Origin of the sequence: Halomonas sp. ND22Bw (genome assembly GCF_003011945.1) — a bacterium.
GTDB lineage: Bacteria > Pseudomonadota > Gammaproteobacteria > Pseudomonadales > Halomonadaceae > Halomonas > Halomonas halophila.
Genome location: NZ_PXWD01000001.1, coordinates 296,806 through 317,409 on the forward strand (window position 1 = coordinate 296,806; position 20,604 = coordinate 317,409).

Below are 20,604 nucleotides of genomic sequence, written 5' to 3' on the forward strand. Positions count from 1 at the left end.
GCATGGGCAGGCGCTCAGTCGCGCAGGGGCTTGAGCCAGATAGCGATCGCATGCAGCAGCAGCCCCAGGGTCGTGCCGTGGGAAGCCAGCAGCGCCCAGCCGCTCCAGCCGGCGACGAGGCCCTGCCAGGCCGCCATCGCCACCAGCCCCGCCGCCAGGAAGACCACCAGCCGGCGCAGCAGTACCGGCAGCCTGGGACGGGCCTCGGCGGCCAGCAGCCGCCACTGGGCCAGCGCCACGCCAAGCACCGCGACGATCGCGAACGTCAGCAGGATCAGGCGCGTCTGATGGCCACCGATCAGATAGCGCGGCAGGGTCGCCGCCATCATCACCGCCAGCCCGACCAGCAGACTGAGCCGCTCGGGGCTCGAGGTCGCGCCCATCAGGCCACCTTCAGCTGCTGGGTGGCGATCCACTCCTCGACCCAGGGTATCGCGGCATCATCGGCCATGAAGGTCTCCATGGCGTCGATCTCGAGGCGCTCGCCCAGACGCGTGGCGCCCTGCCCCTGAAGCCGCTCGTCGAGGGAGCGCCCGGCGCCGCAGAAGGAATCGACGTAGGAACCGTCGCCCAGGGCGATCATGCCGTAGCGCAGCTCGGTGAGCCCGGGGCTACGGGCATCCAGCTCGCGCACGAAGGGCACCATATTGCCGGGCACGTCGCCGCTGCCGGTGGTGGAGACGCAGAACAGCGCCAGATCGGTGGGTGTGTCGGTCAGGTCGGCCAGGGTCGGCTGGTCGAAGATCTCGACCTCATAGCCGGCGTCCTCGAACAGCGGCTGAACCTGCTCGGCCACATCCAGGGCGCCGCCATACATGGTGCCGACGAATATCTTGAGCTTGGGCATGTCATGGATTTGCCTGAGAAATTTGATCGGATATTAACATGCTCGCCGGCATGACCGCACCCTCGCCCCACTGCGGACCAGGGCGTCAGACCGTATACTGGCCACCCCGCCCACCTCATCTCCGGGAGCCCTCATGACCCACACCTTCGAAGCCTGGATCACCCCCCTGATGATCGGCGGCCTGATGCTGTTCATGTGCTTCATCATCTGGGACCTGGCCAGGCAGTCGAAGGCCGGACGCTTCGGTACCCTGATGCTGTTCGTGGTACTCGGCGCCGGCATGCTGGGCTATGTGCTCAAGGTGGTGATCACCTGGTGGCTGGAGCGCGGCGCCCTCTAGCGGCAGTCCCGACAGGCACAAAAAAGCCGACGCCACCCCGGAGGATGGCGTCGGCGTGTCGCATGAAGGAGGCGCGATCAGCCCTCCTCGGGTTGATACTCCTCGACCTGCGTCTTGAGCTTCTGCCCCGGCCGGAAGGTCACCACCCGCCGGGCGGAGATCGGAATCTCCTCTCCCGTCTTGGGGTTACGGCCCGGCCGCTCGCTCTTGTCCCTGAGGTCGAAGTTCCCGAAGCCCGACAGCTTGACCTGCTCGTTCTCGCGCAGGCAGGCGCGGATCTCCTCGAAGAAGGCTTCCACCATGGACTTGGCCTCACGCTTGGAGAGACCGAGGTCGGCGTGCAGATGTTCGGCCAGTTCGGCCTTGGTCAACGCCCCCATGTCGCTTCCCTCTCGCTGCTGGTCGAGCCCGGAATCCCTCATGCGCGAAGCTCGGCGCCCAGATGCAGCCGCGACTCCTCGACGATGGCATCGACCAAGTGGTTGATTTCCTCGTCATTTAGCGTGCGCGAAGGATGCTGCCAGGTCAAGCCCAGGGCGACGCTCTTGCGACCCTCGGCCACGCCCTTGCCCTGATAGACGTCGAACAGGCGCACATCCACCAGCCATTCGCCGGCCTGGGCGTGGACGGTGTCCAGCAGCGCCTGGACCGGACGCTCGGCGTCGACCAGGAAGGCCAGGTCACGACGCACCTCGGGATAGCGCGACAGCGGCGCGAAGGCCGGCACCTGACCCTGGGTCAGCGCCTCGAGACGCACCTCGAACAGCACCGCATCGACCTTCAGGCCCAGCTCGGCGCGAACCGCCGGATGCAGGGTCCCGATCCAGCCGGCCTCCTCGCCGCGGTACAGCACGCGCGCGCACTGGCCGGGATGCAGCGCCGGATGCTCGGCCGGCTCGAAGCGCCAGGCCCCGGGCTCGCCGCCCATGGCCAGCAGGGTCTCCAGGTCGCCCTTCAGGTCGAAGAAGTCGACCTTGTCCTTGCCGCCGTTCCAGCCTTCCGGATCGCGGGCGCCGCAGACCAGGGCACCGAGCATCGGCACCTGATGCAGGCCGTCCAGCTCACCGCGGAACACCAGGCCGGTCTCGAACAGACGGACCCGATTCTGCTGGCGATTGAGGTTGTGCTGCAGCGCACGCACCAGGCCCGGAAACAGGCTCGCCCGCATCACCGACAGGTCGCTGGAGATCGGGTTGGCCAGCGTCGGAGAGACGGCTTCCGGCAGCAGCGTGGACTGCAGTTCCGGCGCCACGAAGCTGTAGGTCACCGCCTCGAAGTAGCCCCGCGCGACCATCTGGTTGCGCAGACGGGACAGCGGCGTGCGGGCCTCAACATCGGGCTCGAGGCCCAGGCGGGCCTGGGGACGACGCACCGGCAGGCGGTTGTAGCCATGGATACGCGCCACTTCCTCGATCAGGTCTTCCTCGATGGCCAGATCGAAACGCCAGCTCGGCATGCGGGCCTGCCAGCCCGCCTCGACGCTCTCGACCGCGAGGCCGAGGCGCTCGAGGATCTCGCCGACCTCTTCACCGTCGAGCACCTTGTCCAGGGCCTGATCCAGGCGCTCGCGACGCAGCAGCACCTCGCGGTCGCCGGGCAGCCGCTCGGCGTCGACCACTTCGACCAGCGGGCCGGGCTCGCCGCCGACGATGTCCAGCAGCAGCGCGGTGGCCCGCTCGGCGGCCTCGCGGGCCAGCGCCGGGTCCACGCCGCGCTCGAAGCGGTGGGAGGCGTCGGTGTGCAGACCGTAGGAGCGCGCCTGACCGGCTACCGCCAGCGGCGAGAAGTGCGCCGCCTCGAGGAAGATGTCGCGGGTCTCGGCGCTGACGCCGGAGTGCTCGCCGCCCATCACGCCGGCGATGGCCAGTGGTCCGCGCTCGTCGGCGATCACCAGGGTGCCGTCGCCCAGGGTGATCTCCTGGCCGTCGAGCAGCACCAGCCGCTCGCCCTCGCGGGCGCGACGCACCACCACGGCTTCACTGAGGTTGGCGCGATCGAAGGCGTGCAGCGGCTGACCGAGCTCGAGCATCACGTAGTTGGTGACGTCGACCACCGGGTCGATGGTACGAATGCCGCTGCGACGCAGGCGCTCGACCATCCACAGCGGCGTCTCGGCGGTCACGTCGACGCCCTTGATCACGCGACCCAGGTAGCGCGGACAGCCGTCGGCGTCCTCGACGCGCACCGGGAAGGTCTCGTCGTGGCTCGCCGCCACCGGCGCGATGGCCGGGCCTTCGACCGGCAGGCGGTTGAGCACGCCGACCTCGCGGGCCATGCCCTTGACGCTCAGGCAGTCGCCGCGGTTCGGGGTCAGGTCGACCTCGATGGTGTGGTCGTCCAGGCCCAGGTAATCGCGCACGCCCTCGCCCACCGGCGCGTCGGCCGGCAGCACCAGGATGCCCGGCGACGCCTCTTCCTCGAGACCGAGCTCGGAGGAGGCGCAGATCATGCCGCGGGACTCGACGCCGCGCAGCTTGGCCTTCTTGATCTTGAAGTCGCCGGGCAGCACCGCGCCGACCCGGGCGAAGGGCACCTTCTGGCCGACGTCGACGTTGGGCGCGCCGCACACGACCTGGACGCGCTCGCCGCTGCCGTCCTCGACCTGGCAGACGTTGAGCTTGTCGGCGTCGGGATGCTGTTCGCGGGCGACGACCTCGGCCACCACCACGTCGGTGAACTCGGCCGCCACCGGCTCGATGGCATCGACCTCGAGGCCGGCCATGGTGACCTGGTCGGCCAGTGCCTGGGTCGCCAGCGCCGGGGAGACCCATTCACGCAGCCACTGTTCGGAAAATTTCATGTCAGTTCCTGTTTCCGCGTAGTCGGTGGTCGATCAGGCGAACTGCTTGAGGAAGCGCAGGTCGTTGTCGAAGAACAGCCGCAGGTCGTTGACGCCGTAGCGCAGCATGGCCAGGCGCTCGGCGCCCATGCCGAAGGCGAAGCCCTTGTAGCGCTCGCTGTCGATGCCGGCGTGGCGGAATACCTCGGGATGCACCATGCCGCAGCCCATCACCTCGAGCCAGCCGGTGTGCGAGCACACGCGGCAGCCGTCGCCGCTGCACATCACGCACTCGATGTCGACCTCGGCGGAGGGCTCGGTGAACGGGAAGTAGGACGGGCGGAAACGGACCGAGAGGTCGTCACGCTCGAAGAAGGCGTGCAGGAAGTCCTCGACGGTGCCCTTGAGGTCGGAGAAGCGCACGTCCTCGTCGACCAGCAGCCCTTCCACCTGGTGGAACATGGGCGTGTGGGTCAGGTCCGAGTCGCTGCGATAGACACGGCCCGGGCAGACGATGCGGATCGGCGGCTCCTGGTCCTTCATGGTGCGCACCTGGACCGGCGAGGTGTGGGTACGCAGCAGCCGGGTGGCGTCGAAATAGAAGGTATCGGCCATGCCCCGCGCCGGGTGATGGGCGGGAATGTTGAGGGCCTCGAAGTTGTGATAGTCGTCCTCGATTTCCGGGCCGACCGCCACGTCGAAGCCGACGCGGGTGAACAGTCCCTCGATGCGCTCCAGGGTGCGGGTCACCGGGTGCAGGCCGCCGCTGGGCTGGCCGCGGCCGGGCAGGGTCACGTCGAGGCGCTCGGCGGCCAGACGCGCTTCCAGTGCGGCCTTCTCCAGGGCCTGGCGGCGAGCATCGATCTCCTGGGACAGCGCCTGCTTGGCCTCGTTGATGCGCTCGCCGGCAGCCGGGCGCTCCTCGGGGGGCAGCTTGCCGAGGCCCTTGAGCAGCGCGGTGATCTCGCCCTTCTTGCCGAGGTAGCGCACTCGCAGCTCGTCCAGGGCGGCCATGCTCTCGGCGGCCTGAACGGCGTCGCGGGCCTCGGCGACCAGAGTGGGAAGGTGGTCCATCCGTTGTGCTCCGATGTCTTGATCAGGGGGTCACATGCCAAAAAAACAGGGGAAGAGCGGCTGCTCTTCCCCTGCGACGATCCGTGGCATGGTGCGCTCACGAGAAGCCCACCATGCCGTCACGAGATCACTTACTGGGCAGCCTTGGCCTTCTCGACGATAGCGGCAAAGGCAGCCTTTTCGTTGACGGCCAGATCGGCCAGGACCTTGCGGTCGATCTCGATGCCGGCCTTCTTCAGGCCACCGACGAAGCGGCTGTAGGACAGACCGTGCTGACGGGCACCGGCGTTGATACGCTGGATCCACAGGGCACGGAACTGACGCTTGCGCTGGCGACGGTCACGGTAGGCGTACTGACCGGCCTTGATGACGGCCTGCTTGGCAACGCGGAAAACGCGTGAACGGGCACCGTAGTAACCCTTGGCCTGGCTGAGAATCTTCTTGTGACGACGACGTGCGACGACACCACGCTTGACGCGAGTCATGGCTTACTCCTGACGTTTAAAAATGGTCTACCAAGGATTACAGGTTCGGCAGCATGCGCTGCACGAGCTGCTTGTCGGCGTCGTGGACCTGCTGCATACCACGCAGCTGACGCTTACGCTTGGTGGACTTCTTGGTCAGGATGTGGCTACGGAACGACTGCTTGTGCTTGAAGCCGTTGGCCGTCTTCTTGAAGCGCTTGGCAGCGCCGCTGTTGCTCTTGATTTTCGGCATGAGAATACACTCCGCTCGAGGTTTTTGAGAAAATCCGGGGCCAATGGCCGGCTAGACGCCGGCCATCCGTTTGACGGGCCGTCGGATCACTTCTTCTTGGGGGCAATGATCATGATCATCTGCCGCCCTTCCATCTTCGGGAAGGACTCCACGGTGCCGAGATCTTCGAGATCGGCGGCGATCCGTTCCATCAGTTTACGACCGAGGTCCTGATGGGCCATCTCGCGTCCGCGGAAGCGCAGCGTGACCTTGCCCTTGTCGCCACCTTCGAGGAAACGTGTCAGGTTCTTCATCTTGACCTGATAGTCGCCCTCGTCGGTGCCAGGCCGGAACTTGACTTCCTTGACCTGAATCTGCTTCTGCTTCTTCTTCTGTGCCGCCTTCTGCTTCTTCTGCTCGAAGACGAACTTGCCGTAATCCATGATCTTGCAGACGATCGGATCGGCATTGGAAATCTGGACCAGGTCCATACCGGCGGCTTCCGCGCGCTCCAGGGCGTCGCGAGTCGGCATGACGCCGAGCTGCTCGCCGTCGCTGTCGATCAGGCGAACCTCATCTACGGTAATCCGCTCGTTCATCGGGGGCCGCTTGTCCTGCGGACGCCCTCTGGGGTTGCTTCGCTTGATGGTTCCGTCTCCACTTTAGTCTTGGAAGATGTCGTTATAACCGTTCGGCCAGCACCTTGTCGATGAAGGTCTCCACCGTCATGGTGCCGAGATCCTCGCCGGTGCGGGTGCGCACGGCGATGGAATCGGCTTCGACTTCCTTATCTCCCACCACCAGGAGATAGGGGACCTTCTGCAACGTATGCTCGCGAATTTTAAAGCCGATCTTCTCGTTCCTCAAGTCCGCCTTGACGCGCATGCCGATTTTCTGCAAGCGGCGTTCGAGATTTTCGACGAAATCCCGCTGCGAATCGGTGATGTTGAGGATCACGGCCTGCTCCGGCGCGAGCCACAGCGGCATGGCCCCGGCGTAGTGCTCGATGAGGATGCCGAGGAAGCGCTCGAAGGAGCCCAGGATAGCACGATGCAGCATGACCGGCGTCTTGCGCTCGCCGTGCTCGTCGACGAACTGGGCGCCCAGGCGACCCGGCAGGTTGAAGTCGAGCTGCAGGGTGCCACACTGCCAGACGCGGTTCAGGCAGTCACGCAGCGAGAACTCGATCTTGGGCCCGTAGAAGGCGCCCTCGCCCGGCTGCAGCTCCCAGTCCAGGCCGGTGCTGTTCAGCGCGGCCTCGAGACCGGCCTCGGCGCGATCCCACAGCTCGGCCTCGCCCATGAAGTCATCCGGGCGAGTCGAGAGCTTGAGCTCGACGTCCTCGAAGCCCAGCTCCTTGTAGACCTGCAGCGTCAGCGCGATGAAGGCCTCGGCCTCGGACTGGATCTGCCCCTCGGTGCAGAAGATGTGCGCGTCGTCCTGGGTGAAGCCACGCACGCGCATCAGGCCGTGCAGCGAGCCGGAGGGCTCGTTGCGGTGACAGCTGCCGAACTCGGCCAGGCGCAGCGGCAGATCACGGTAGCTCTTCAGGCCCTGATTGAACACCTGCACGTGGCAGGGGCAGTTCATCGGCTTGACCGCGTACTCGCGCTTCTCCGACTCGGTGGTGAACATCAGGTCGCTGTAGTGGCCCCAGTGACCGGACGCCTTCCACAGCGAGAGATCGACCACCTGGGGCGTCTTGATCTCCTGATAGCCGTGCTCGATCTGTACCCGGCGCATGTACTGCTCCAGCGCCTGGTACATGGTCCAGCCGTTGGGGTGCCAGAAGACCATGCCCGGGGCCTCTTCCTGCAGGTGGAAAAGATCCATCTTCTTGGCCAGCTTGCGGTGATCGCGCTTCTCGGCTTCCTCGAGGCGCTTGAGATAGGCCTTGAGCTGCTTCTTGTCGCCCCAGGCGGTGCCGTAGATGCGGGTCAGCATCGGGCGTTCGGCGTCGCCGCGCCAGTAGGCGCCGGCCAGCTTGGTGAGCTTGAAGGCCTTGAGGTGGCGCGTGTTCGGCACGTGCGGGCCGCGGCACATGTCGGTGTATTCCTGGTGATGGTAGAGACGAATGGTCTCGCCATCGGGAATCTCGCGCACGATCTCCTGCTTGTAGGGCTCGTCGCGATGCAGGAAGGTCAGCATGGCCTTGTCGCGGTCGACGTACTCGCGCACCACGTCGTAGCCGGTGTCGATCAGCGCCTTCATGCGCTGCTCGATGGCCTCGAGGTCCTCGGGAGTCGCCGAGCGGCCGAAGTCGACGTCATAGTAGAAGCCGTCGTCGATCACCGGACCGATCGCCATCTTGGCATCGGGATAGAGCTGCTTTACCGCATGCCCGATCAGGTGGGCGCAGGAGTGGCGGATGATCTCCAGGCCGGCCTCGTCGCGGGCAGTGATGATGGCCACCTCGGCGTCACGGTCGATGACGTCCGCGGCGTCCACCAGCTCGCCGTCGATGCGGCCGGCCACGCAGGCCTTGGCCAGGCCGGTGCCGATGCTCTCGGCCACCTGCATCACGGTGAGCGGTTCGTCGTAGGTTCTCTGGCTGCCGTCCGGCAGGGTCACGATGGGCATGATGAAGAATTTCCTTGTGCGCAGTGGTGATCCATACCAGGGATCACATGCCGCCAGAAGAAGAATGGTCGTCGGAAGCGCTTACGAAAGCGCGCCTAGCCTAGCAGACGGCGCCGGCACGAGGCCATGCCGTCGCAATGAAACCTGCCGCCCCAACGAAAAGAGGCGCCCGAAGGCGCCTCTTTCACTCTCGAGATGCCCCGGCAGGCCGGGGCGAGGGCTCAGTCGGAGATCACTCCCACTCGCCCAGCTCGACGCGACGGTTCTCGGCACGGCCGGCGTCGGTCTCGTTGGAGGCAACCGGCTGGGACTCGCCGTAGCCGATGGTACGCATGCGGTTGCGATCGACGCCCTGGGATGCCAGGTAGTCGGCCACGGAATCCGCACGGCGCTGGGACAGGTCCTGGTTGTAGGCTGCACTGCCCACGGCGTCGGTGTGACCTTCGATGCGAACGCGGACGTTCTCGTTGGCCACCAGCTTGTCGGCGACGTCGTCGAGGATGCCCTCGGCGCCCATGGTCAGGGTCGCGGAGTCGAACTCGAAGTTGACGTCACGCAGCACCAGGTCTTCCACGCAGCCGAGGGCGTTGACTTCGGCACCGGCCGGGGTACCCGGGCACTGGTCCTGGTAGTCCGGCACGCCGTCACCGTCGGAGTCCAGCGGGCAGCCCACGGCATCCACGGCCACGCCGGCCGGAGTGCCCGGGCACTGATCGTTGGCGTCGATCACGCCGTCACCGTCGGTGTCACGGGGTGCCGGCTCGGCCGCCTTGTTGGGCTCGGCGCACAGCAGGGCGCCGATGGTGGCGCCGGCAGTGCCGCCCAGGGCCGCACCGGTGTCCTCGTCGGATTCACTGGAGGAGGCATAGCCGATGCCGCCACCGATCAGACCACCGGCCAGACCGCAAACCGCCGGATGCTGGTACCAGGCACGATCGGAAGAGGCGCTGTCGCCCATGCCGGAGGATTGAGAAGCCGAGCTCGCGCAGCCGGAGAGGCCAACGACGAGAGCGGAACCGAGCAGCAAGCCAGTCGTAGATTTTTTCATGTAAGACTCCTTCTTCACACAAATCTGCATGGCCATCGTGGGGACGCCATCCAGGAGGTCCGATGGTACATAGCCAGCGGCAGCGAACAGCGTTCGCCTACATCGTTAAGAAAGCACGAAAATGTGGTTTCAGCCAGCAGAGACCGTGATATGACGCTGGCATCCTTCCGCATATGAGCCATTCACGGTGCGATGACAAGCTTGCCGAAGCTGACCGCGGGATGCAAACCATACGTTGTCAGCGATCGCCTACAAGATACGCGTCAGTGAAGCGAACCGGGCCAGTCTCGGCGGAACTGCAGCACGGCGCCAGCCGCCTCGAGCACGGCCTCGCGCATCTCGTCCTCAACGGCCAGGCGCTCACGGTCCTCCTGGAAACGCGCCTTCGGCGTCAGTGCCTGGCGCGCGGAGTGCGTATGCAGGTGGCGGGTACGACCATGCACCTCACCGAAGGCGCGAAACTCCGGGCGCTCGACCAGGCTCGGGTCGAGGATGTCGAGCAGCGTCTTGCAGCGCCAGGCACCCTCGGTGATATCGACCTGCTTCTGCTGCAGGGCCGCGGCCACCAGCTCCAGGTTCTCCAGGCAGTTCTCATGAGCGCGACGAAGCTCATCCTCGCGGAAGGCCCGGCGGCGGCGCACCTCGCGCCACAGCGTCACGGCATAGGCCGCCAGGCCGGCCACGATGGCCAGGGCAATGCCCAGCAGGATCAGCGCGGTAGTAAGGGACATGCAGACTCCCGGAAACATCGAAGGGTAAGGACACGCATTTTATACTCTGCCCCCCACGGCCCCAATCCCCCAGGGCCTTCACGGCAAGGAGCCAGGCATGAGCGATTCGGAAAGCTCCCCCACCACCGCGGCCCGCATCGGGCTGATCCTCGGCCCGCTGTGGCTGTTGATGACGCTGACGCTGCCGCCGCCTGGCGGCATGAACGAGAGCGCCTGGGCCTGCGCCGGGCTGGCGCTGCTGATGGCGACCTGGTGGTCGACCGAGGCGATCCCGATTCCCGCCACCTCGCTGGTGCCGCTGGTGCTGATCCCGGCCCTGGGACTCGGCGACATCAAGCAGGCCGCCGCGAGCTACGCCAACCCGATCATCTATCTGTTCCTGGGCGGTTTCCTGCTCGGCATCGCCATGCAGCGCTGGAACCTGCATCGGCGCATCGCATTGCACGTGCTGCGCGTGGTTGGCCACGAACCGCGCCGCCAGATCGGCGGCTTCATGCTGGCCACCGGCTTTCTCAGCATGTGGGTCTCCAATACCGCCACGGCGATCATGATGCTGCCCATCGGCATGTCGGTGATCAGCCTGCTGGACGACAGCGACCCCGACGAGCTCGCCCGCTACGCGACCGCCCTGCTGCTGGCCATCGCCTACTCCGCCAGCATCGGCGGCATCGCCACCCTGATCGGTACCCCGCCCAACGCGCTGCTGGCCGGCTATCTGGCCGACAGCCGCGGCATCGACCTCGGCTTCGCCCAGTGGATGCTGGTCGGCCTGCCGGTCAGCGTGACGATGATGGCATGCGCCTGGTGGTGGCTGACACGCCGCCGCTTCCATCTGGCGGGCGGGGAAGACAGCGCCGGCATGGTGCGCCGCGAGCTGGCGAAGCTGGGCCGCACCAGCGCCGCCGAGCGTCGCGTCGGCCTGATCTTCCTGCTGGCCGCCCTCGCCTGGGTGTGTCGCCCGCTGCTCAACCAGGCCGGCCTCGACTGGCTGTCGGACACCGGCATCGCCATCGCCGCCGGCATCGCGCTGTTTCTGGCGCCCTCGGGTGACGCCAGCGGCGAGCGGCTGATGACCTGGGACGCGGCCCAGTCGCTGCCCTGGGGCATCCTGCTGCTGTTCGGCGGCGGCCTGACCCTGGCCGGCGCCATCAGCCGTTCGGGACTCGCCGAGTGGATCGCCCAGCGCCTCGAGATCTTCGGCGCCTTTCCGCTGCTGGTCCTGATCGGGGTGGTGGTGCTGGTCATCATCTTCCTCACCGAGGTGACCTCCAACACCGCCACCGCGGCCGCCTTCCTGCCGCTGCTCGGCGCGCTGGCCGTGTCGCTGGGTATCTCGCCGCTGCTGATCACCGTGCCCGCCGCCATCGCCGCGAGCTGCGCCTTCATGATGCCGGTGGCCACGCCACCCAACGCCATCGTGTTCGCCACCGGCCACATGCGCATCCAGTCGATGATCCGCGCCGGCTTCGTCCTCAACCTGATCGGCACCCTGCTGGTCAGCCTGCTGGCCTATCCGCTGGTGACGCTGTTCTGGTAGGCCGAAAGAGCGCTGGCCGACGCCGCCTGCGGCACCGGCCAGCGCCATCGCCACGCCGCCAGGGCCAGGCTGGCCACCAGGCAGACGGCGCCCGCCGTATGCAGCAGCGCCAGCCACAGCGGCAGCCACAGCAGCACGTTGGCCACGCCCAGGGCCGCCTGGGCCAGGCCGGTGCCGACCGCCAGCGCCAGCCACGGACGCATCTGTCGCTCACCGCGATAGCGCCAGCCAAGCGCCATCAGGCAGGCCAGCAGTGCCGCGGCCCCGAGGCGATGGCCCACCTGGATGGCGCTGCGCGCCTCGGCGTGCAGCTGGCCGTAGAGATAGCTGGGCCCCACCGCCTGGGTCAGATGAAAGCCCTCCCCCCAGTCCAGCGCCTCGACCCAGCGACCATTGCAGGAAGGGAACCCCTGGCAGGCGATACCGGCGTAATTGCTCGAAGTCCAGCCGCCCAGCGCCAGCTGCAGCACCAGTGCCAGCAGCGTCACCCGCCACAGCGACGTCAGGCGGCGGGGTCGCATGACCGCAGGAGCGCCAAACGCCAGACGGCGCAGCCGCAGGTGCAGCCACAGGAAGATCGCCATCACCGAGAGGCCACCCAGCAGGTGCAGGGTCACCACCTGGGGCCACAGCTTGAAGGTCACGGTGAAGGCGCCGAAGGCGCCCTGAACCGCGAGCACGACCAGCAGCCCCAGCGTCAATCGCCAGGGATAGCCGTCACGGCCGCGGCGCAGGCGCAGACCGCGTGCCGCCAGCAGCAGGGCAACGGCGATCAGCCCCGCCGCCAGATAGCGATGCAGCATTTCCATCCAGGCCTTGGTGACCTCCAGGGGCACCTCGGGACTGTGCGCCAGGGCACGCTCGGGATCGGGCACCAGCGGCGCGCCATAGCAGCCCGGCCAGTCGGGACAGCCGAGACCGGCATCCATCAGCCGGGTCGCCGCCCCGGCCAGCACCACCAGGGCGCAGAGCCCGGTACCGGCCAGGCTGAGCCGCAGCACGCTTCGCCATGCCGGAGACGCCTGGGAGAGTCGCATCGCCATCCTCCTTGCTCACTGTCCGCCACCGCTCACTGCAACGCTACGAACCTCCTTCGCGCTCACTCCGCATGGAGTCTCGCCATGGGCGGCTCCGGATTGCGCTCGAGCAGCAGCTCGAGGTCCTCGAGCACCTGTGCCGTCTCGACATCCGGCGCATAGGCCAGCACCGCGCGACCGTCGGGATCGAACACCCACAACCGGCCCGGCGAGCGCCAGGCTGCCGCTTCCGTCCAGGCGGCCGCCGCTGCCCCCGGCAGCACCTCGCCACTGCCGCCGAGACGCAGCCGGCTGATGCGATGGGCATCGCGCCCCAGCGCCCGGTGCAGGCGCCACCAGCGATCGGCCTGGGCGTCGCAATCCGCCGGACAGTCGAAGGCCAGCACCCAGTCATCCTCGCCCTGCTTGGCCACCTCAGCGAGGGGCCAGTCCTCCAGCGCCGGCAGGTCCGGGGTCAGCTGCCCGTGGGCGATACGGCCCTCGGGAATGCCCAGTCGCCACTCGACCATGCCCCAGGCCACGGCCATGGGCAGCAGGAACACCGCAAACAGCGCCAGCAGCTTGAGCCGCGACGAGACGGAGGAAACGGCAGCATCGTGGGGCATCGGCTCACTCCTCGGGATCAGGCTTCACGTCCACAGACGACGAACGACCATCGCGTATCAGGCGCCGGCCACCCAGCCACATCACCACCAGCGCGGCCAGGGCCAGCCCCCACCACTGCAGGGCATAGGCCTGGTGGCGCTCCGGCGGCAGTACCGTGGGCGTCCACCAGGATTCGAGCCGCCCGGGGCCCGTCTCTAAATGCAGCCAGCCGTCATGGGCAAACTCGTGGAGCGACGGCCAGGCCGAGAGCGTCATGCGCTGCAGCCGTCGCCCCTCGCGATTGGGACCGAACAGCGGCGCGCTGTCTCCGGCGAGCTGCCAGCGTCCGCCGACCGTCACCATGCCCTCGGGCGTGGTCACCGTCGGCGTCTCCCGACGGGGGCCGGTGGCCAGGAAGCCACGCTCCACCAGCCATAGTCGCCCTTTCTCATCGCGCAGCGGCGTCAGGGCCGCCACGCCCAGCCGATTGCCGTGAGTGCGATTGTCGAGAAACAGCGTCTCGTCGCCCAGATACTCGCCGCTCAGGGTCAAACGTGCCCCGTCCGGCGGCAATGCGGCGGGGTTCTCGAGCTCGGGTGCCGTCTCGTGGCGGACCAGCAGCTCGCGCTTGTCGGCGGCCCGCTGCCACTGCCATAGTCCCAGTCCCAGTCCGAGCGCCACCACCAGGCTCCAGCACAGGAGCCAGAGTCCCAGGCGGCGCCCCCTGCCACGTACGGCGGCCCGGAGGGCGGACGCTTTCACGGAGTGTGAGATGCTATTCAAGACCCTGATCGCCCTCGTTTTCCTGGCCATGGTGGCGAGCCTTGTCGCCGGCGCCGGGTTCCTGATCAAGGACGGGGGCCGCTCGCGGCGCGTCCTCGTCTCCCTCAAGCTGCGCGTGGTGCTGGCGACGCTGCTGCTGGTCCTGCTCTTCTATGGCTTTCATGTCGGCCACCTCGGCGGCTGACTGGCTCGGGACACGCCCTCGGAACACACGCGTTCAGAAACACAGGCACTCAGAACACATAGACGAAGGTGAACAGCCCGATCCATACCACGTCGACGAAGTGCCAGTACCAGGCCGCCGCCTCGAAGCCGAAGTGGTCGTCCCGGCTGAAATGCCCTCGCGACACCCGCACCAGGATGGCGATCAGGATGATGGTGCCGATGATCACGTGCAGGCCGTGGAAGCCGGTCATCAGGAAGAAGGTGGCGCCGTAGATACCCGCATGCAGGGTGAGACCGTAGTGGGCGTAGGCCTCGTAGTACTCGACGCCCTGGATGACGATGAAACACAGCCCGAGCAGCACGGTTCCGGCCAGCCAGTGTCGCGCCGTGGTGCGATAGCCTTCCTTGAGCGCTTCGTGGGCCACCGTCAGGGTGATGCTGGAACCGACCAGGATCAGGGTATTCACCAGCGGCAACTGCCAGGGCGACAGCACCGCACGGGGCCCTTCGATGCCCTCGCCGGGGGGCTCGAGCAGCGGCCAGGAGGCGGTGAAATCGGGCCACAGCAGGGCGGCCACGCCCTTGGCGCCTTCCCCGTCCAGCCATGGCAGCGCGAAGGTGCGGACGTAGAACAACGTGCCGAAGAAGGCCGCGAAGAACATCACCTCCGAGAAGATGAACCAGCCCATGCCCCAGCGGAAGGAGCGATCCATCTGAGCGTCGTATAACCCGCTGCGCGACTCGTGGATGACATCACGGAACCACAGCGTCATCACCCCCAGCACGGCCAGCAGGCCGACCACCATCACCGGCATGCCGGCGACCCCGAAGACCAGCAGGGTGCCGGTGCCGACCATCATCGCGCCGAGTGCCAGCGACGCCAGCACCGGCCACTTGCTCGACGCGGGCACGTAGTAGCTTCCACCGCTCATGTTCGACCTCCTCCGCCGGGAGCCGGCTCAGTGACGCCGCGGCTCGAAATCGGGTGGCGTCTCGAAGGTGTGCAGCGGCGCCGGACTCGGCACCGTCCATTCCAGGTCCTCGGCGCCATCCCAGGCGCAGGCCGGTGCCTTCTCTCCGCCACGCACGCACATCACCACCACCACCACGAACAGCAGCTGGGACAGCCCGAACAGGAAGGCGCCGATGCTGGTGATCATGTTGAAGTCGGCGAACTGCAGCGCGTAGTCGGGGATCCGTCTCGGCATCCCGGCCAGCCCGGCGAAATGCATGGGGAAGAAGGTCAGGTTGACGCCGATCACCGAGAGCCAGAAGTGCCACTGGGACAGCCGCAGGTGCGGATAGTGGCCGGTCCACTTGGGCAGCCAGTAGTAGACGCCGGCCATGATCGCGAACACCGCGCCGGGCACCAGCACGTAGTGGAAATGCGCGACCACGAAGTAGGTATCGTGATACTGGAAGTCCGCCGGGGAGATCGCCAGCATCAGCCCCGAGAAGCCGCCGATGGTGAACAGCACCACGAAGGCCAGGGCGAACAGCATCGGCGGCTCGAAGGTGATCGAGCCGCGGAACAGCGTGGTCACCCAGTTGAAGACCTTCACCCCGGTCGGCACCGCGATCAGCATGGTGCTGTACATGAAGAACAGCTCGGCCACCAGCGGCAGGCCCACCGTGAACATGTGGTGCGCCCAGACCAGGAACGACAGGATGGCGATGGAGGCCGTGGCATAGACCATGGAGGCGTAGCCGAACAGCGGCTTGCGCGCGAAGGTCGGGATGATCACCGAGACGATACCGAAGGCCGGGAGGATCATGATGTAGACCTCCGGATGGCCGAAGAACCAGAACAGGTGCTGGAACAGCACCGGGTCGCCACCGCCGGCGGCATCGAAGAAGCTGGTGCCGAAGTTGATGTCCAGCAGCATCATGGTGATGACCCCGGCCAGCACCGGCATCACCGCGATCAGCAGGAAGGCGGTGATCAGCCAGGTCCACACGAACAGCGACATGTCCATCAGCCGCATGCCCGGCGCTCGCAGATTGAGAATGGTGGCGATGATGTTGATCGCACCGAGGATCGAGCTGATGCCCGCCAGGTGCAGCGAGAGGATGAAGAAGGTGGTGGACGGCGGCGAATAGGTGGTGGACAGCGGCGCGTAGGAGGTCCAGCCGAAGTTGGGCGCCCCGCCGGGCATGAAGAAGGTCGACAGCAGCAGCGAGAAGGCCACCGGCAGCAGCCAGAAGCTGAAGTTGTTGAGCCGTGGCAGCGCCATGTCCGGTGCGCCGATCTGCAACGGCACCATCCAGTTGGCCAGCCCGACAAAGGCCGGCATCACCGCGCCGAAGATCATGATCAGCCCGTGCATGGTGGTCATCTGGTTGAAGAACTCGGGTTCGACCAATTGCAGCCCCGGCTGGAACAGCTCGGCGCGGACGACCATGGCGAACAGGCCACCGATGAAGAACATCGACAGCGACAGCAGCATGTAGAGCGTGCCGATGTCCTTGTGGTTGGTGGTCAGCAGCCAGCGCTTGAGCCCCCCTGGCGGCGAGTGCGGCTCGGCGGCCACCCCCGCGGAGGCGGGCTGGCCGTGCTGCGTGGTCGACTTGGGAGGCAGGTGCGAAGCCATCGTGGTTCCCCCTGGTTGGCGCCTCGAGGACGCGCCCGTCGAAAGAAGTATCGCCAGCGTGTCTAGTCGGCGAGCCGCTCGGCGATCGCCGAGGGCTGAACGCTGTCGCCGGCCTCGTTGCCCCAGGCGTTGCGCTCGTAGGTGATCACGGCGGCGATCTCCGCCGGATCCAGCGTGTTGGCAAAGCCCGGCATGGCGCTGCCCGCGATGCCATCGATCACCGTCTCGATGTGTCGCTCACGGTCGTCCAGCAGCGCCTGGTTGCCGGCCAGGGCCGGGAACACCGGTGGGTTGCCACTGCCATCGGGCTGGTGACAGGACGCGCAGATGGTGCCGTAGACCTGCTCGCCGCGCGCCATCAGTTCCTCCATGGCCCACTCCCGATCGAGCCCCATGGCGGCCTCGGCGGCCTCTGCCTGGCGCTCGGCCAGCCAGGCATCGAAACGTTCGGGCTCCACCGCCTCGACGACGACCGGCATGAAACCGTGGTCGCGGCCACATAGCTCGGCGCACTGGCCGCGGTAGATGCCCGGCTCGTTGATGCGTACCCAGTTCTCGTTGACGAAGCCCGGGATGGCATCCTGCTTGACGCCGAGTTCCGGGACCCACCAGGAATGGATCACGTCATCGGAGGTCAGCAGCAGGCGCACCTTGCGGTCGACCGGCAGTACCAGCGGCCGGTCGACCTCGAGCAGATAGTGCTCGCCCTTGGCCTGCTGGCCGGCGATCTGCTCGCGCGGGGTCGCCAGGCTGGAGAGGAAGGCGACCTCCTCGTCGCGGTATTCGTAGCGCCAGCGCCACTGCTGGCCGGTGATCATCACCTCCATGTCGGCCTCGGAGGCGTCGTACATCGACTTGAGCGTGGCCGTCGCGGGCACCGCCATCGCCACCAGGATCAGCAGTGGCACGACCGTCCAGATCACCTCGACCGTGGTGTGCTCGTGGAAACGCGCGGGTTGGGCGCCGCGGGAGCGGCGATAGCGAAAGAGCGAATAGAAGAGCGCTCCGAAGACAACGATGCCGATGACCACGCATATCCAGAAGATGGCCATGTGCAGACCGTGGATATCACGGCTCAGATCGGTGACCCCGACCGGCATGTTCCAGCCGTTGGCCAACGCCGCCGTGGCCGGCATGACCAGGACGGCCCCGCTCATCGTCCAAACGAGCCGCTTGCGCATCCGCATCGCCCCCTCCTGAACGTCGACGTGCATCCACCACGCCTGGATCGAGTATAGGTTCCCGCTGCTCGCTGACCGCGAGGCCAGCGCCCTGTTCACCAACGAGCCCTTCAACGCAGCCGGGATCCCTCAGCGAGCCGCCAGCATCGCCACCACGGCGATCAGCACCACCAGCACGGCGGCAAGCAGCACCCCCGCGACGATAAAGGGACCCGCCCCACCACGGGAGAAATCTTCCTTGCGCCTCGCCTCCTTCTGTACACCGAAGAAGGCTGCCAGTACCGATGAGATGACGCGCCACATGGACATGCCCTCCGATCGACTCGTCCCTAGACCGTAGACCAGGGATCGCCGATATGCGCACTCCCTGATCCGCATCAAGTGGAAAAAGGAAAGCCCGGCCATGAACCTCGACCGGGCCAGGAGCGCCTATACTTCGAACACGGCAGCGACCGTCGCGGACGCGCTGCACCATCCTGTCACCGTGCGATTCGGGAGGTTCGAGATGACCCAGTCAACGGGAGACACCCCCCATGTGTTCCCGCCCGCCAGCGAGGCCATGCTGCAGTGGTGGAACCCACAGCTGATGCAGGGCCCGATACCCCTGGTACGGATGCAGTTCGCCTGGCTGGAGAGTCTGGCGGAGGCCATGCAGTTCGAGGCCAAGTGCCTGCGCGCCCTGGCCGAGAGCGGCGAGCGCATGGCCGGCTGCTACCGCGAAGAGGCGGATCCCCAGGCGCTGCAGGCGTGCTATCAGCGGCTCATGCAGGACGTTGCCCAGACACATTGGCAGCGGCTCGAGAAAGTCGCCGAACTCTCCGAGGACTTCCGCAAGCGCCTGTGGGAAGAGATTTGAACGGCCAGCCGAACGGGCACCCCTCCGGTGCCCGTGTCTTTTGGCTCAGCCCAGCCCCAGCAGATGCACCAGCGGCGGCAGCAGGAAGGCCGTCAGCAACCCGGTGATCCCCATCGCCAGTCCCGAGAAGGCGCCGGCCACCGCGCCGAGGCGAGCAAACGCCTGGGCGGTGCCGAACCCATGTGCTGACAGCCCCATGGCGAAGCCCTGTATCGCCGGGTCCTGGATACGCAGCAAGCGGAAGATTACCGGCCCCAGCGCACAGCCGATGGCGCCGGTCAGCAGCACCAGTCCGGCCGCCAGTGACGGTATGCCGCCAATCTGCTCGGCGATGCCCATGGCGATGGGCGACGTCACCGACCGCGGCGCGAGCGACATCAGGGTCTCATGTCGGGCCCCCAGCACCAGCGCCAGTCCCAGGGTGCTGGCGACCGCGGTCACGATGCCGGTCACACAGGCCAACACCAGCGGCACCAGCAGGCGACGGACGCGCTCGCGATGGTCATAAAGCGGGATGGCCAGCGCGACCGTCGCCGGCCCCAGCAGGAAGTGGATGAACTGCGCACCCTCGAAATAGGTGGCGTAATCCATGTCGAGCAGCAGCAGGCTGCCGATCAGCAGGGCGATCGACAGCATCACCGGATGCAACAGCGGCGTGCCACCCAGCGCCTTGTTGATCCTCACCGCGAGGGCGAAAGCCACCAGGGTCAGCAACAGCGACAGCAGCGGATTGCCGGACAGATAGACCCACAGCTGGTCCAGACGCGCGACGTTCATCCGCGACCTCCCTTGCCGAGCCGCCCCTGGAGGCGCGACAGCACCCAGGCCGTGACGCCCAGCGTCAGTGCGGTGGAGACGACCAGCGTCAGCAGAATCGGCAGGATGTCCCGACCGATCAGCGCCCCGTGCACCATCACCCCGACGCCAGCCGGCACGAACAGCAGCGTCAGGTAACGCAGCAGGCCCTCGCCGGAGGTGCGCAGGCTATCGGGCACCTTGCCACGCACCAGCAGGGCCACCAGCAGGATCACCATGCCAAGCACGGGCCCGGGGATCGGTACCGCCAGCCCCCGCGCCAGCAGCTCACCCAACATCTGGCACGCCAGCAGCATGCTCATCCCCAATATCAGCGGCATCGTCGTTCTCCCTGTCCGTGTCACCCCTATTCTACAAAGCGCGGGACGCGAGGGCAGTTCTCCACGCGGGGAGCCAACCTTTTGAAAAAAAGCGCAAAAAGGACTTTTCATTTCCGGGGGAGCGAGGTAATATACGCCTCGTTCTCGGGGGACACGCCCAACGGCGACAAGCCCAAACGAGAACGTCGGAGCGTGGCGCAGCTTGGTAGCGCGTTGCAATGGGGTTGCAAAGGTCGCTGGTTCGAATCCAGTCGCTCCGACCATCAAACATTAGAGAAAACGGCCACTTAGCTCATCAGAGCGGTGGCCGTTTTTCTTTGTCTGGAAAACTTCTGGAAAATATTCGGAAAACTCTCCTCCCCTGACAACAGCTCAGTAGGCGATCGAGGCTTGTTCCTGCACAGCTGTGCGCGATCCACATGGACTAATCTTCCTTTTAGTTTAGAGAGCTTCGTCGCAATCCAAAGGGAGCAGAACGCGCCAGCAAACACTTCGATCGAAAGGCAGACGCCATAGACTATGGGCGGCAGGTGAGCCGTAACCAAGGAAGCGAGTTCATCCCTCACCGTAAAGACGGGACCATCCAGAACCCTGACAGCCATGGAGGCGACCCAAACCCGCCCAGGGACAAGAACTAA

At 66.5% G+C, this 20,604-nt stretch carries 24 protein-coding genes, 1 tRNA gene and 1 pseudogene; 6 read left to right on the forward strand and 20 right to left on the reverse strand.

Annotation, left to right across the window (positions count from 1 at the left end; all coding sequences use genetic code 11):
- Positions 1–14: 14 nt before the first annotated feature.
- Together CVH10_RS01355 and CVH10_RS01360 are read right to left on the reverse strand one after the other, a co-directional pair.
- Positions 15–383 carry a hypothetical protein gene (locus tag CVH10_RS01355; protein ID WP_035595851.1) on the reverse strand — a complete coding sequence of 123 codons (369 nt, stop codon included), beginning with the start codon at positions 381–383 and terminating at the stop codon, positions 15–17.
- Entirely contained in the window at positions 383–847 is a 465-nt protein-coding gene (locus tag CVH10_RS01360; RefSeq protein WP_035595849.1) for a flavodoxin domain-containing protein, read from the reverse strand. The genes CVH10_RS01355 and CVH10_RS01360 overlap by 1 nt, the downstream gene beginning before the upstream one ends.
- A gap of 133 nt (positions 848–980) precedes the next feature.
- On the opposite strand from CVH10_RS01360, the gene CVH10_RS01365 reads away from it, so the two are divergent.
- Positions 981–1,187: a DUF2788 domain-containing protein gene (locus CVH10_RS01365; RefSeq protein WP_016854834.1), complete on the forward strand. Its 207-nt coding sequence runs from the start codon at positions 981–983 to the stop codon at positions 1,185–1,187.
- Positions 1,188–1,264: 77 nt separating this feature from the next.
- Here CVH10_RS01365 and CVH10_RS01370 read toward each other — a convergent pair whose 3' ends face one another.
- From CVH10_RS01370 to CVH10_RS01410, 9 genes are all read right to left on the reverse strand, one after another.
- Positions 1,265–1,567 carry an integration host factor subunit alpha gene (locus CVH10_RS01370; RefSeq protein WP_035595846.1) on the reverse strand — a complete coding sequence of 101 codons (303 nt, stop codon included), beginning with the start codon at positions 1,565–1,567 and terminating at the stop codon, positions 1,265–1,267.
- Positions 1,568–1,605: 38 nt separating this feature from the next.
- Positions 1,606–3,987 carry a phenylalanine--tRNA ligase subunit beta gene (gene pheT / locus CVH10_RS01375; RefSeq protein ID WP_106487603.1) on the reverse strand — a complete coding sequence of 794 codons (2,382 nt, stop codon included), beginning with the start codon at positions 3,985–3,987 and terminating at the stop codon, positions 1,606–1,608.
- Positions 3,988–4,020: 33 nt separating this feature from the next.
- Complete coding sequence (pheS, locus tag CVH10_RS01380; RefSeq protein WP_035595842.1) at positions 4,021–5,040, reverse strand: phenylalanine--tRNA ligase subunit alpha; 1,020 nt, start codon at positions 5,038–5,040, stop codon at positions 4,021–4,023.
- Positions 5,041–5,171: 131 nt separating this feature from the next.
- Complete coding sequence (gene rplT / locus CVH10_RS01385) at positions 5,172–5,525, reverse strand: 50S ribosomal protein L20 (RefSeq protein WP_016854830.1); 354 nt, start codon at positions 5,523–5,525, stop codon at positions 5,172–5,174.
- Between the two features lie 37 nt (positions 5,526–5,562).
- On the reverse strand, positions 5,563–5,757 hold the full coding sequence (gene rpmI, locus CVH10_RS01390; RefSeq protein ID WP_035595839.1) for a 50S ribosomal protein L35: 195 nt from the start codon (positions 5,755–5,757) through the stop codon (positions 5,563–5,565).
- A gap of 86 nt (positions 5,758–5,843) precedes the next feature.
- On the reverse strand, positions 5,844–6,383 hold the full coding sequence (gene infC / locus CVH10_RS01395; protein ID WP_081945830.1) for a translation initiation factor IF-3: 540 nt from the start codon (positions 6,381–6,383) through the stop codon (positions 5,844–5,846).
- Between the two features lie 34 nt (positions 6,384–6,417).
- Positions 6,418–8,316, reverse strand: coding sequence for a threonine--tRNA ligase (thrS, locus tag CVH10_RS01400; protein WP_035595836.1), 1,899 nt, complete (start codon positions 8,314–8,316; stop codon positions 6,418–6,420).
- A 232-nt stretch (positions 8,317–8,548) separates the two neighbouring features.
- A complete protein-coding gene (locus CVH10_RS01405) occupies positions 8,549–9,364 on the reverse strand; it encodes an OmpA family protein (protein WP_046078745.1) in 816 nt (271 codons plus the stop codon).
- Positions 9,365–9,627: 263 nt separating this feature from the next.
- Entirely contained in the window at positions 9,628–10,095 is a 468-nt protein-coding gene (locus CVH10_RS01410) for a DUF2489 domain-containing protein (RefSeq protein ID WP_035595832.1), read from the reverse strand.
- Positions 10,096–10,192: 97 nt separating this feature from the next.
- Between CVH10_RS01410 and CVH10_RS01415 the strand changes: the two genes are divergently transcribed.
- Complete coding sequence (locus tag CVH10_RS01415) at positions 10,193–11,632, forward strand: DASS family sodium-coupled anion symporter (protein WP_035595830.1); 1,440 nt, start codon at positions 10,193–10,195, stop codon at positions 11,630–11,632.
- On the opposite strand, the gene CVH10_RS01420 is transcribed toward CVH10_RS01415, so the two are convergent.
- The 3 genes from CVH10_RS01420 to CVH10_RS01430 all read right to left on the reverse strand — a co-directional run bounded on the left by CVH10_RS01420 (position 11,605) and on the right by CVH10_RS01430 (position 13,935).
- Complete coding sequence (locus tag CVH10_RS01420; protein ID WP_106487604.1) at positions 11,605–12,669, reverse strand: heme A synthase; 1,065 nt, start codon at positions 12,667–12,669, stop codon at positions 11,605–11,607. The genes CVH10_RS01415 and CVH10_RS01420 overlap by 28 nt on opposite strands.
- A 62-nt stretch (positions 12,670–12,731) precedes the next feature.
- Entirely contained in the window at positions 12,732–13,274 is a 543-nt protein-coding gene (locus CVH10_RS01425; protein ID WP_106487605.1) for a hypothetical protein, read from the reverse strand.
- A 4-nt stretch (positions 13,275–13,278) separates the two neighbouring features.
- Positions 13,279–13,935, reverse strand: coding sequence for an SURF1 family protein (locus CVH10_RS01430; protein WP_369335698.1), 657 nt, complete (start codon positions 13,933–13,935; stop codon positions 13,279–13,281).
- A gap of 91 nt (positions 13,936–14,026) precedes the next feature.
- Between CVH10_RS01430 and CVH10_RS01435 the strand changes: the two genes are divergently transcribed.
- Positions 14,027–14,221 (forward strand): DUF2909 family protein, encoded by a 195-nt coding sequence (locus CVH10_RS01435; protein ID WP_106487761.1) that lies wholly within the window; start codon positions 14,027–14,029, stop codon positions 14,219–14,221.
- A 49-nt stretch (positions 14,222–14,270) separates the two neighbouring features.
- Here CVH10_RS01435 and CVH10_RS01440 read toward each other — a convergent pair whose 3' ends face one another.
- The 4 genes from CVH10_RS01440 to CVH10_RS01455 all read right to left on the reverse strand — a co-directional run bounded on the left by CVH10_RS01440 (position 14,271) and on the right by CVH10_RS01455 (position 18,277).
- Positions 14,271–15,134 carry a cytochrome c oxidase subunit 3 gene (locus CVH10_RS01440; protein ID WP_106487607.1) on the reverse strand — a complete coding sequence of 288 codons (864 nt, stop codon included), beginning with the start codon at positions 15,132–15,134 and terminating at the stop codon, positions 14,271–14,273.
- A 27-nt stretch (positions 15,135–15,161) separates the two neighbouring features.
- Positions 15,162–16,793: a cytochrome c oxidase subunit I gene (gene ctaD / locus CVH10_RS01445; protein WP_106487608.1), complete on the reverse strand. Its 1,632-nt coding sequence runs from the start codon at positions 16,791–16,793 to the stop codon at positions 15,162–15,164.
- A 62-nt stretch (positions 16,794–16,855) separates the two neighbouring features.
- Positions 16,856–17,974 (reverse strand): cytochrome c oxidase subunit II, encoded by a 1,119-nt coding sequence (gene coxB / locus CVH10_RS01450; protein ID WP_046078785.1) that lies wholly within the window; start codon positions 17,972–17,974, stop codon positions 16,856–16,858.
- 129 nt (positions 17,975–18,103) lie between these two features.
- A complete protein-coding gene (locus tag CVH10_RS01455; RefSeq protein WP_081945834.1) occupies positions 18,104–18,277 on the reverse strand; it encodes a DUF2970 domain-containing protein in 174 nt (57 codons plus the stop codon).
- Positions 18,278–18,479: 202 nt separating this feature from the next.
- Between CVH10_RS01455 and CVH10_RS01460 the strand changes: the two genes are divergently transcribed.
- Entirely contained in the window at positions 18,480–18,830 is a 351-nt protein-coding gene (locus CVH10_RS01460; protein ID WP_146142893.1) for a hypothetical protein, read from the forward strand.
- A 45-nt stretch (positions 18,831–18,875) separates the two neighbouring features.
- On the opposite strand, the gene CVH10_RS01465 is transcribed toward CVH10_RS01460, so the two are convergent.
- Together CVH10_RS01465 and CVH10_RS01470 are read right to left on the reverse strand one after the other, a co-directional pair.
- A complete protein-coding gene (locus tag CVH10_RS01465; protein ID WP_035595814.1) occupies positions 18,876–19,607 on the reverse strand; it encodes an LrgB family protein in 732 nt (243 codons plus the stop codon).
- Positions 19,604–19,966: a CidA/LrgA family protein gene (locus CVH10_RS01470; protein WP_035595812.1), complete on the reverse strand. Its 363-nt coding sequence runs from the start codon at positions 19,964–19,966 to the stop codon at positions 19,604–19,606. The genes CVH10_RS01465 and CVH10_RS01470 overlap by 4 nt, the downstream gene beginning before the upstream one ends.
- A 186-nt stretch (positions 19,967–20,152) precedes the next feature.
- Here CVH10_RS01470 and CVH10_RS01475 point away from each other — a divergent pair.
- Positions 20,153–20,229, forward strand: a tRNA-Pro gene (locus tag CVH10_RS01475).
- A 216-nt stretch (positions 20,230–20,445) separates the two neighbouring features.
- Positions 20,446–20,604, forward strand: a pseudogene (locus tag CVH10_RS01480) (DUF2188 domain-containing protein); the annotation flags it as partial.

What these genes read in the sequence shown, in the direction of transcription:
- ctaD (WP_106487608.1), bottom strand. Translation starts at nt 16,793, where the DNA reads ATGGCTTCGCACCTGCCTCCCAAGTCGACCACGCAGCACGGCCAGCCC.
- CVH10_RS01355 (WP_035595851.1), bottom strand. Translation starts at nt 383, where the DNA reads ATGGGCGCGACCTCGAGCCCCGAGCGGCTCAGTCTGCTGGTCGGGCTG.
- thrS (WP_035595836.1), bottom strand. Translation starts at nt 8,316, where the DNA reads ATGCCCATCGTGACCCTGCCGGACGGCAGCCAGAGAACCTACGACGAA.
- CVH10_RS01435 (WP_106487761.1), top strand. Translation starts at nt 14,027, where the DNA reads ATGCTATTCAAGACCCTGATCGCCCTCGTTTTCCTGGCCATGGTGGCG.
- CVH10_RS01465 (WP_035595814.1), bottom strand. Translation starts at nt 19,607, where the DNA reads ATGAACGTCGCGCGTCTGGACCAGCTGTGGGTCTATCTGTCCGGCAAT.
- rpmI (WP_035595839.1), bottom strand. Translation starts at nt 5,757, where the DNA reads ATGCCGAAAATCAAGAGCAACAGCGGCGCTGCCAAGCGCTTCAAGAAG.
- CVH10_RS01370 (WP_035595846.1), bottom strand. Translation starts at nt 1,567, where the DNA reads ATGGGGGCGTTGACCAAGGCCGAACTGGCCGAACATCTGCACGCCGAC.
- CVH10_RS01405 (WP_046078745.1), bottom strand. Translation starts at nt 9,364, where the DNA reads ATGAAAAAATCTACGACTGGCTTGCTGCTCGGTTCCGCTCTCGTCGTT.
- CVH10_RS01365 (WP_016854834.1), top strand. Translation starts at nt 981, where the DNA reads ATGACCCACACCTTCGAAGCCTGGATCACCCCCCTGATGATCGGCGGC.
- pheT (WP_106487603.1), bottom strand. Translation starts at nt 3,987, where the DNA reads ATGAAATTTTCCGAACAGTGGCTGCGTGAATGGGTCTCCCCGGCGCTG.
- CVH10_RS01455 (WP_081945834.1), bottom strand. Translation starts at nt 18,277, where the DNA reads ATGTGGCGCGTCATCTCATCGGTACTGGCAGCCTTCTTCGGTGTACAG.
- CVH10_RS01410 (WP_035595832.1), bottom strand. Translation starts at nt 10,095, where the DNA reads ATGTCCCTTACTACCGCGCTGATCCTGCTGGGCATTGCCCTGGCCATC.
- CVH10_RS01360 (WP_035595849.1), bottom strand. Translation starts at nt 847, where the DNA reads ATGCCCAAGCTCAAGATATTCGTCGGCACCATGTATGGCGGCGCCCTG.
- CVH10_RS01470 (WP_035595812.1), bottom strand. Translation starts at nt 19,966, where the DNA reads ATGCCGCTGATATTGGGGATGAGCATGCTGCTGGCGTGCCAGATGTTG.
- CVH10_RS01425 (WP_106487605.1), bottom strand. Translation starts at nt 13,274, where the DNA reads ATGCCCCACGATGCTGCCGTTTCCTCCGTCTCGTCGCGGCTCAAGCTG.
- rplT (WP_016854830.1), bottom strand. Translation starts at nt 5,525, where the DNA reads ATGACTCGCGTCAAGCGTGGTGTCGTCGCACGTCGTCGTCACAAGAAG.
- CVH10_RS01440 (WP_106487607.1), bottom strand. Translation starts at nt 15,134, where the DNA reads ATGAGCGGTGGAAGCTACTACGTGCCCGCGTCGAGCAAGTGGCCGGTG.
- pheS (WP_035595842.1), bottom strand. Translation starts at nt 5,040, where the DNA reads ATGGACCACCTTCCCACTCTGGTCGCCGAGGCCCGCGACGCCGTTCAG.
- CVH10_RS01460 (WP_146142893.1), top strand. Translation starts at nt 18,480, where the DNA reads ATGACCCAGTCAACGGGAGACACCCCCCATGTGTTCCCGCCCGCCAGC.
- CVH10_RS01415 (WP_035595830.1), top strand. Translation starts at nt 10,193, where the DNA reads ATGAGCGATTCGGAAAGCTCCCCCACCACCGCGGCCCGCATCGGGCTG.
- coxB (WP_046078785.1), bottom strand. Translation starts at nt 17,974, where the DNA reads ATGCGCAAGCGGCTCGTTTGGACGATGAGCGGGGCCGTCCTGGTCATG.
- CVH10_RS01420 (WP_106487604.1), bottom strand. Translation starts at nt 12,669, where the DNA reads ATGCGACTCTCCCAGGCGTCTCCGGCATGGCGAAGCGTGCTGCGGCTC.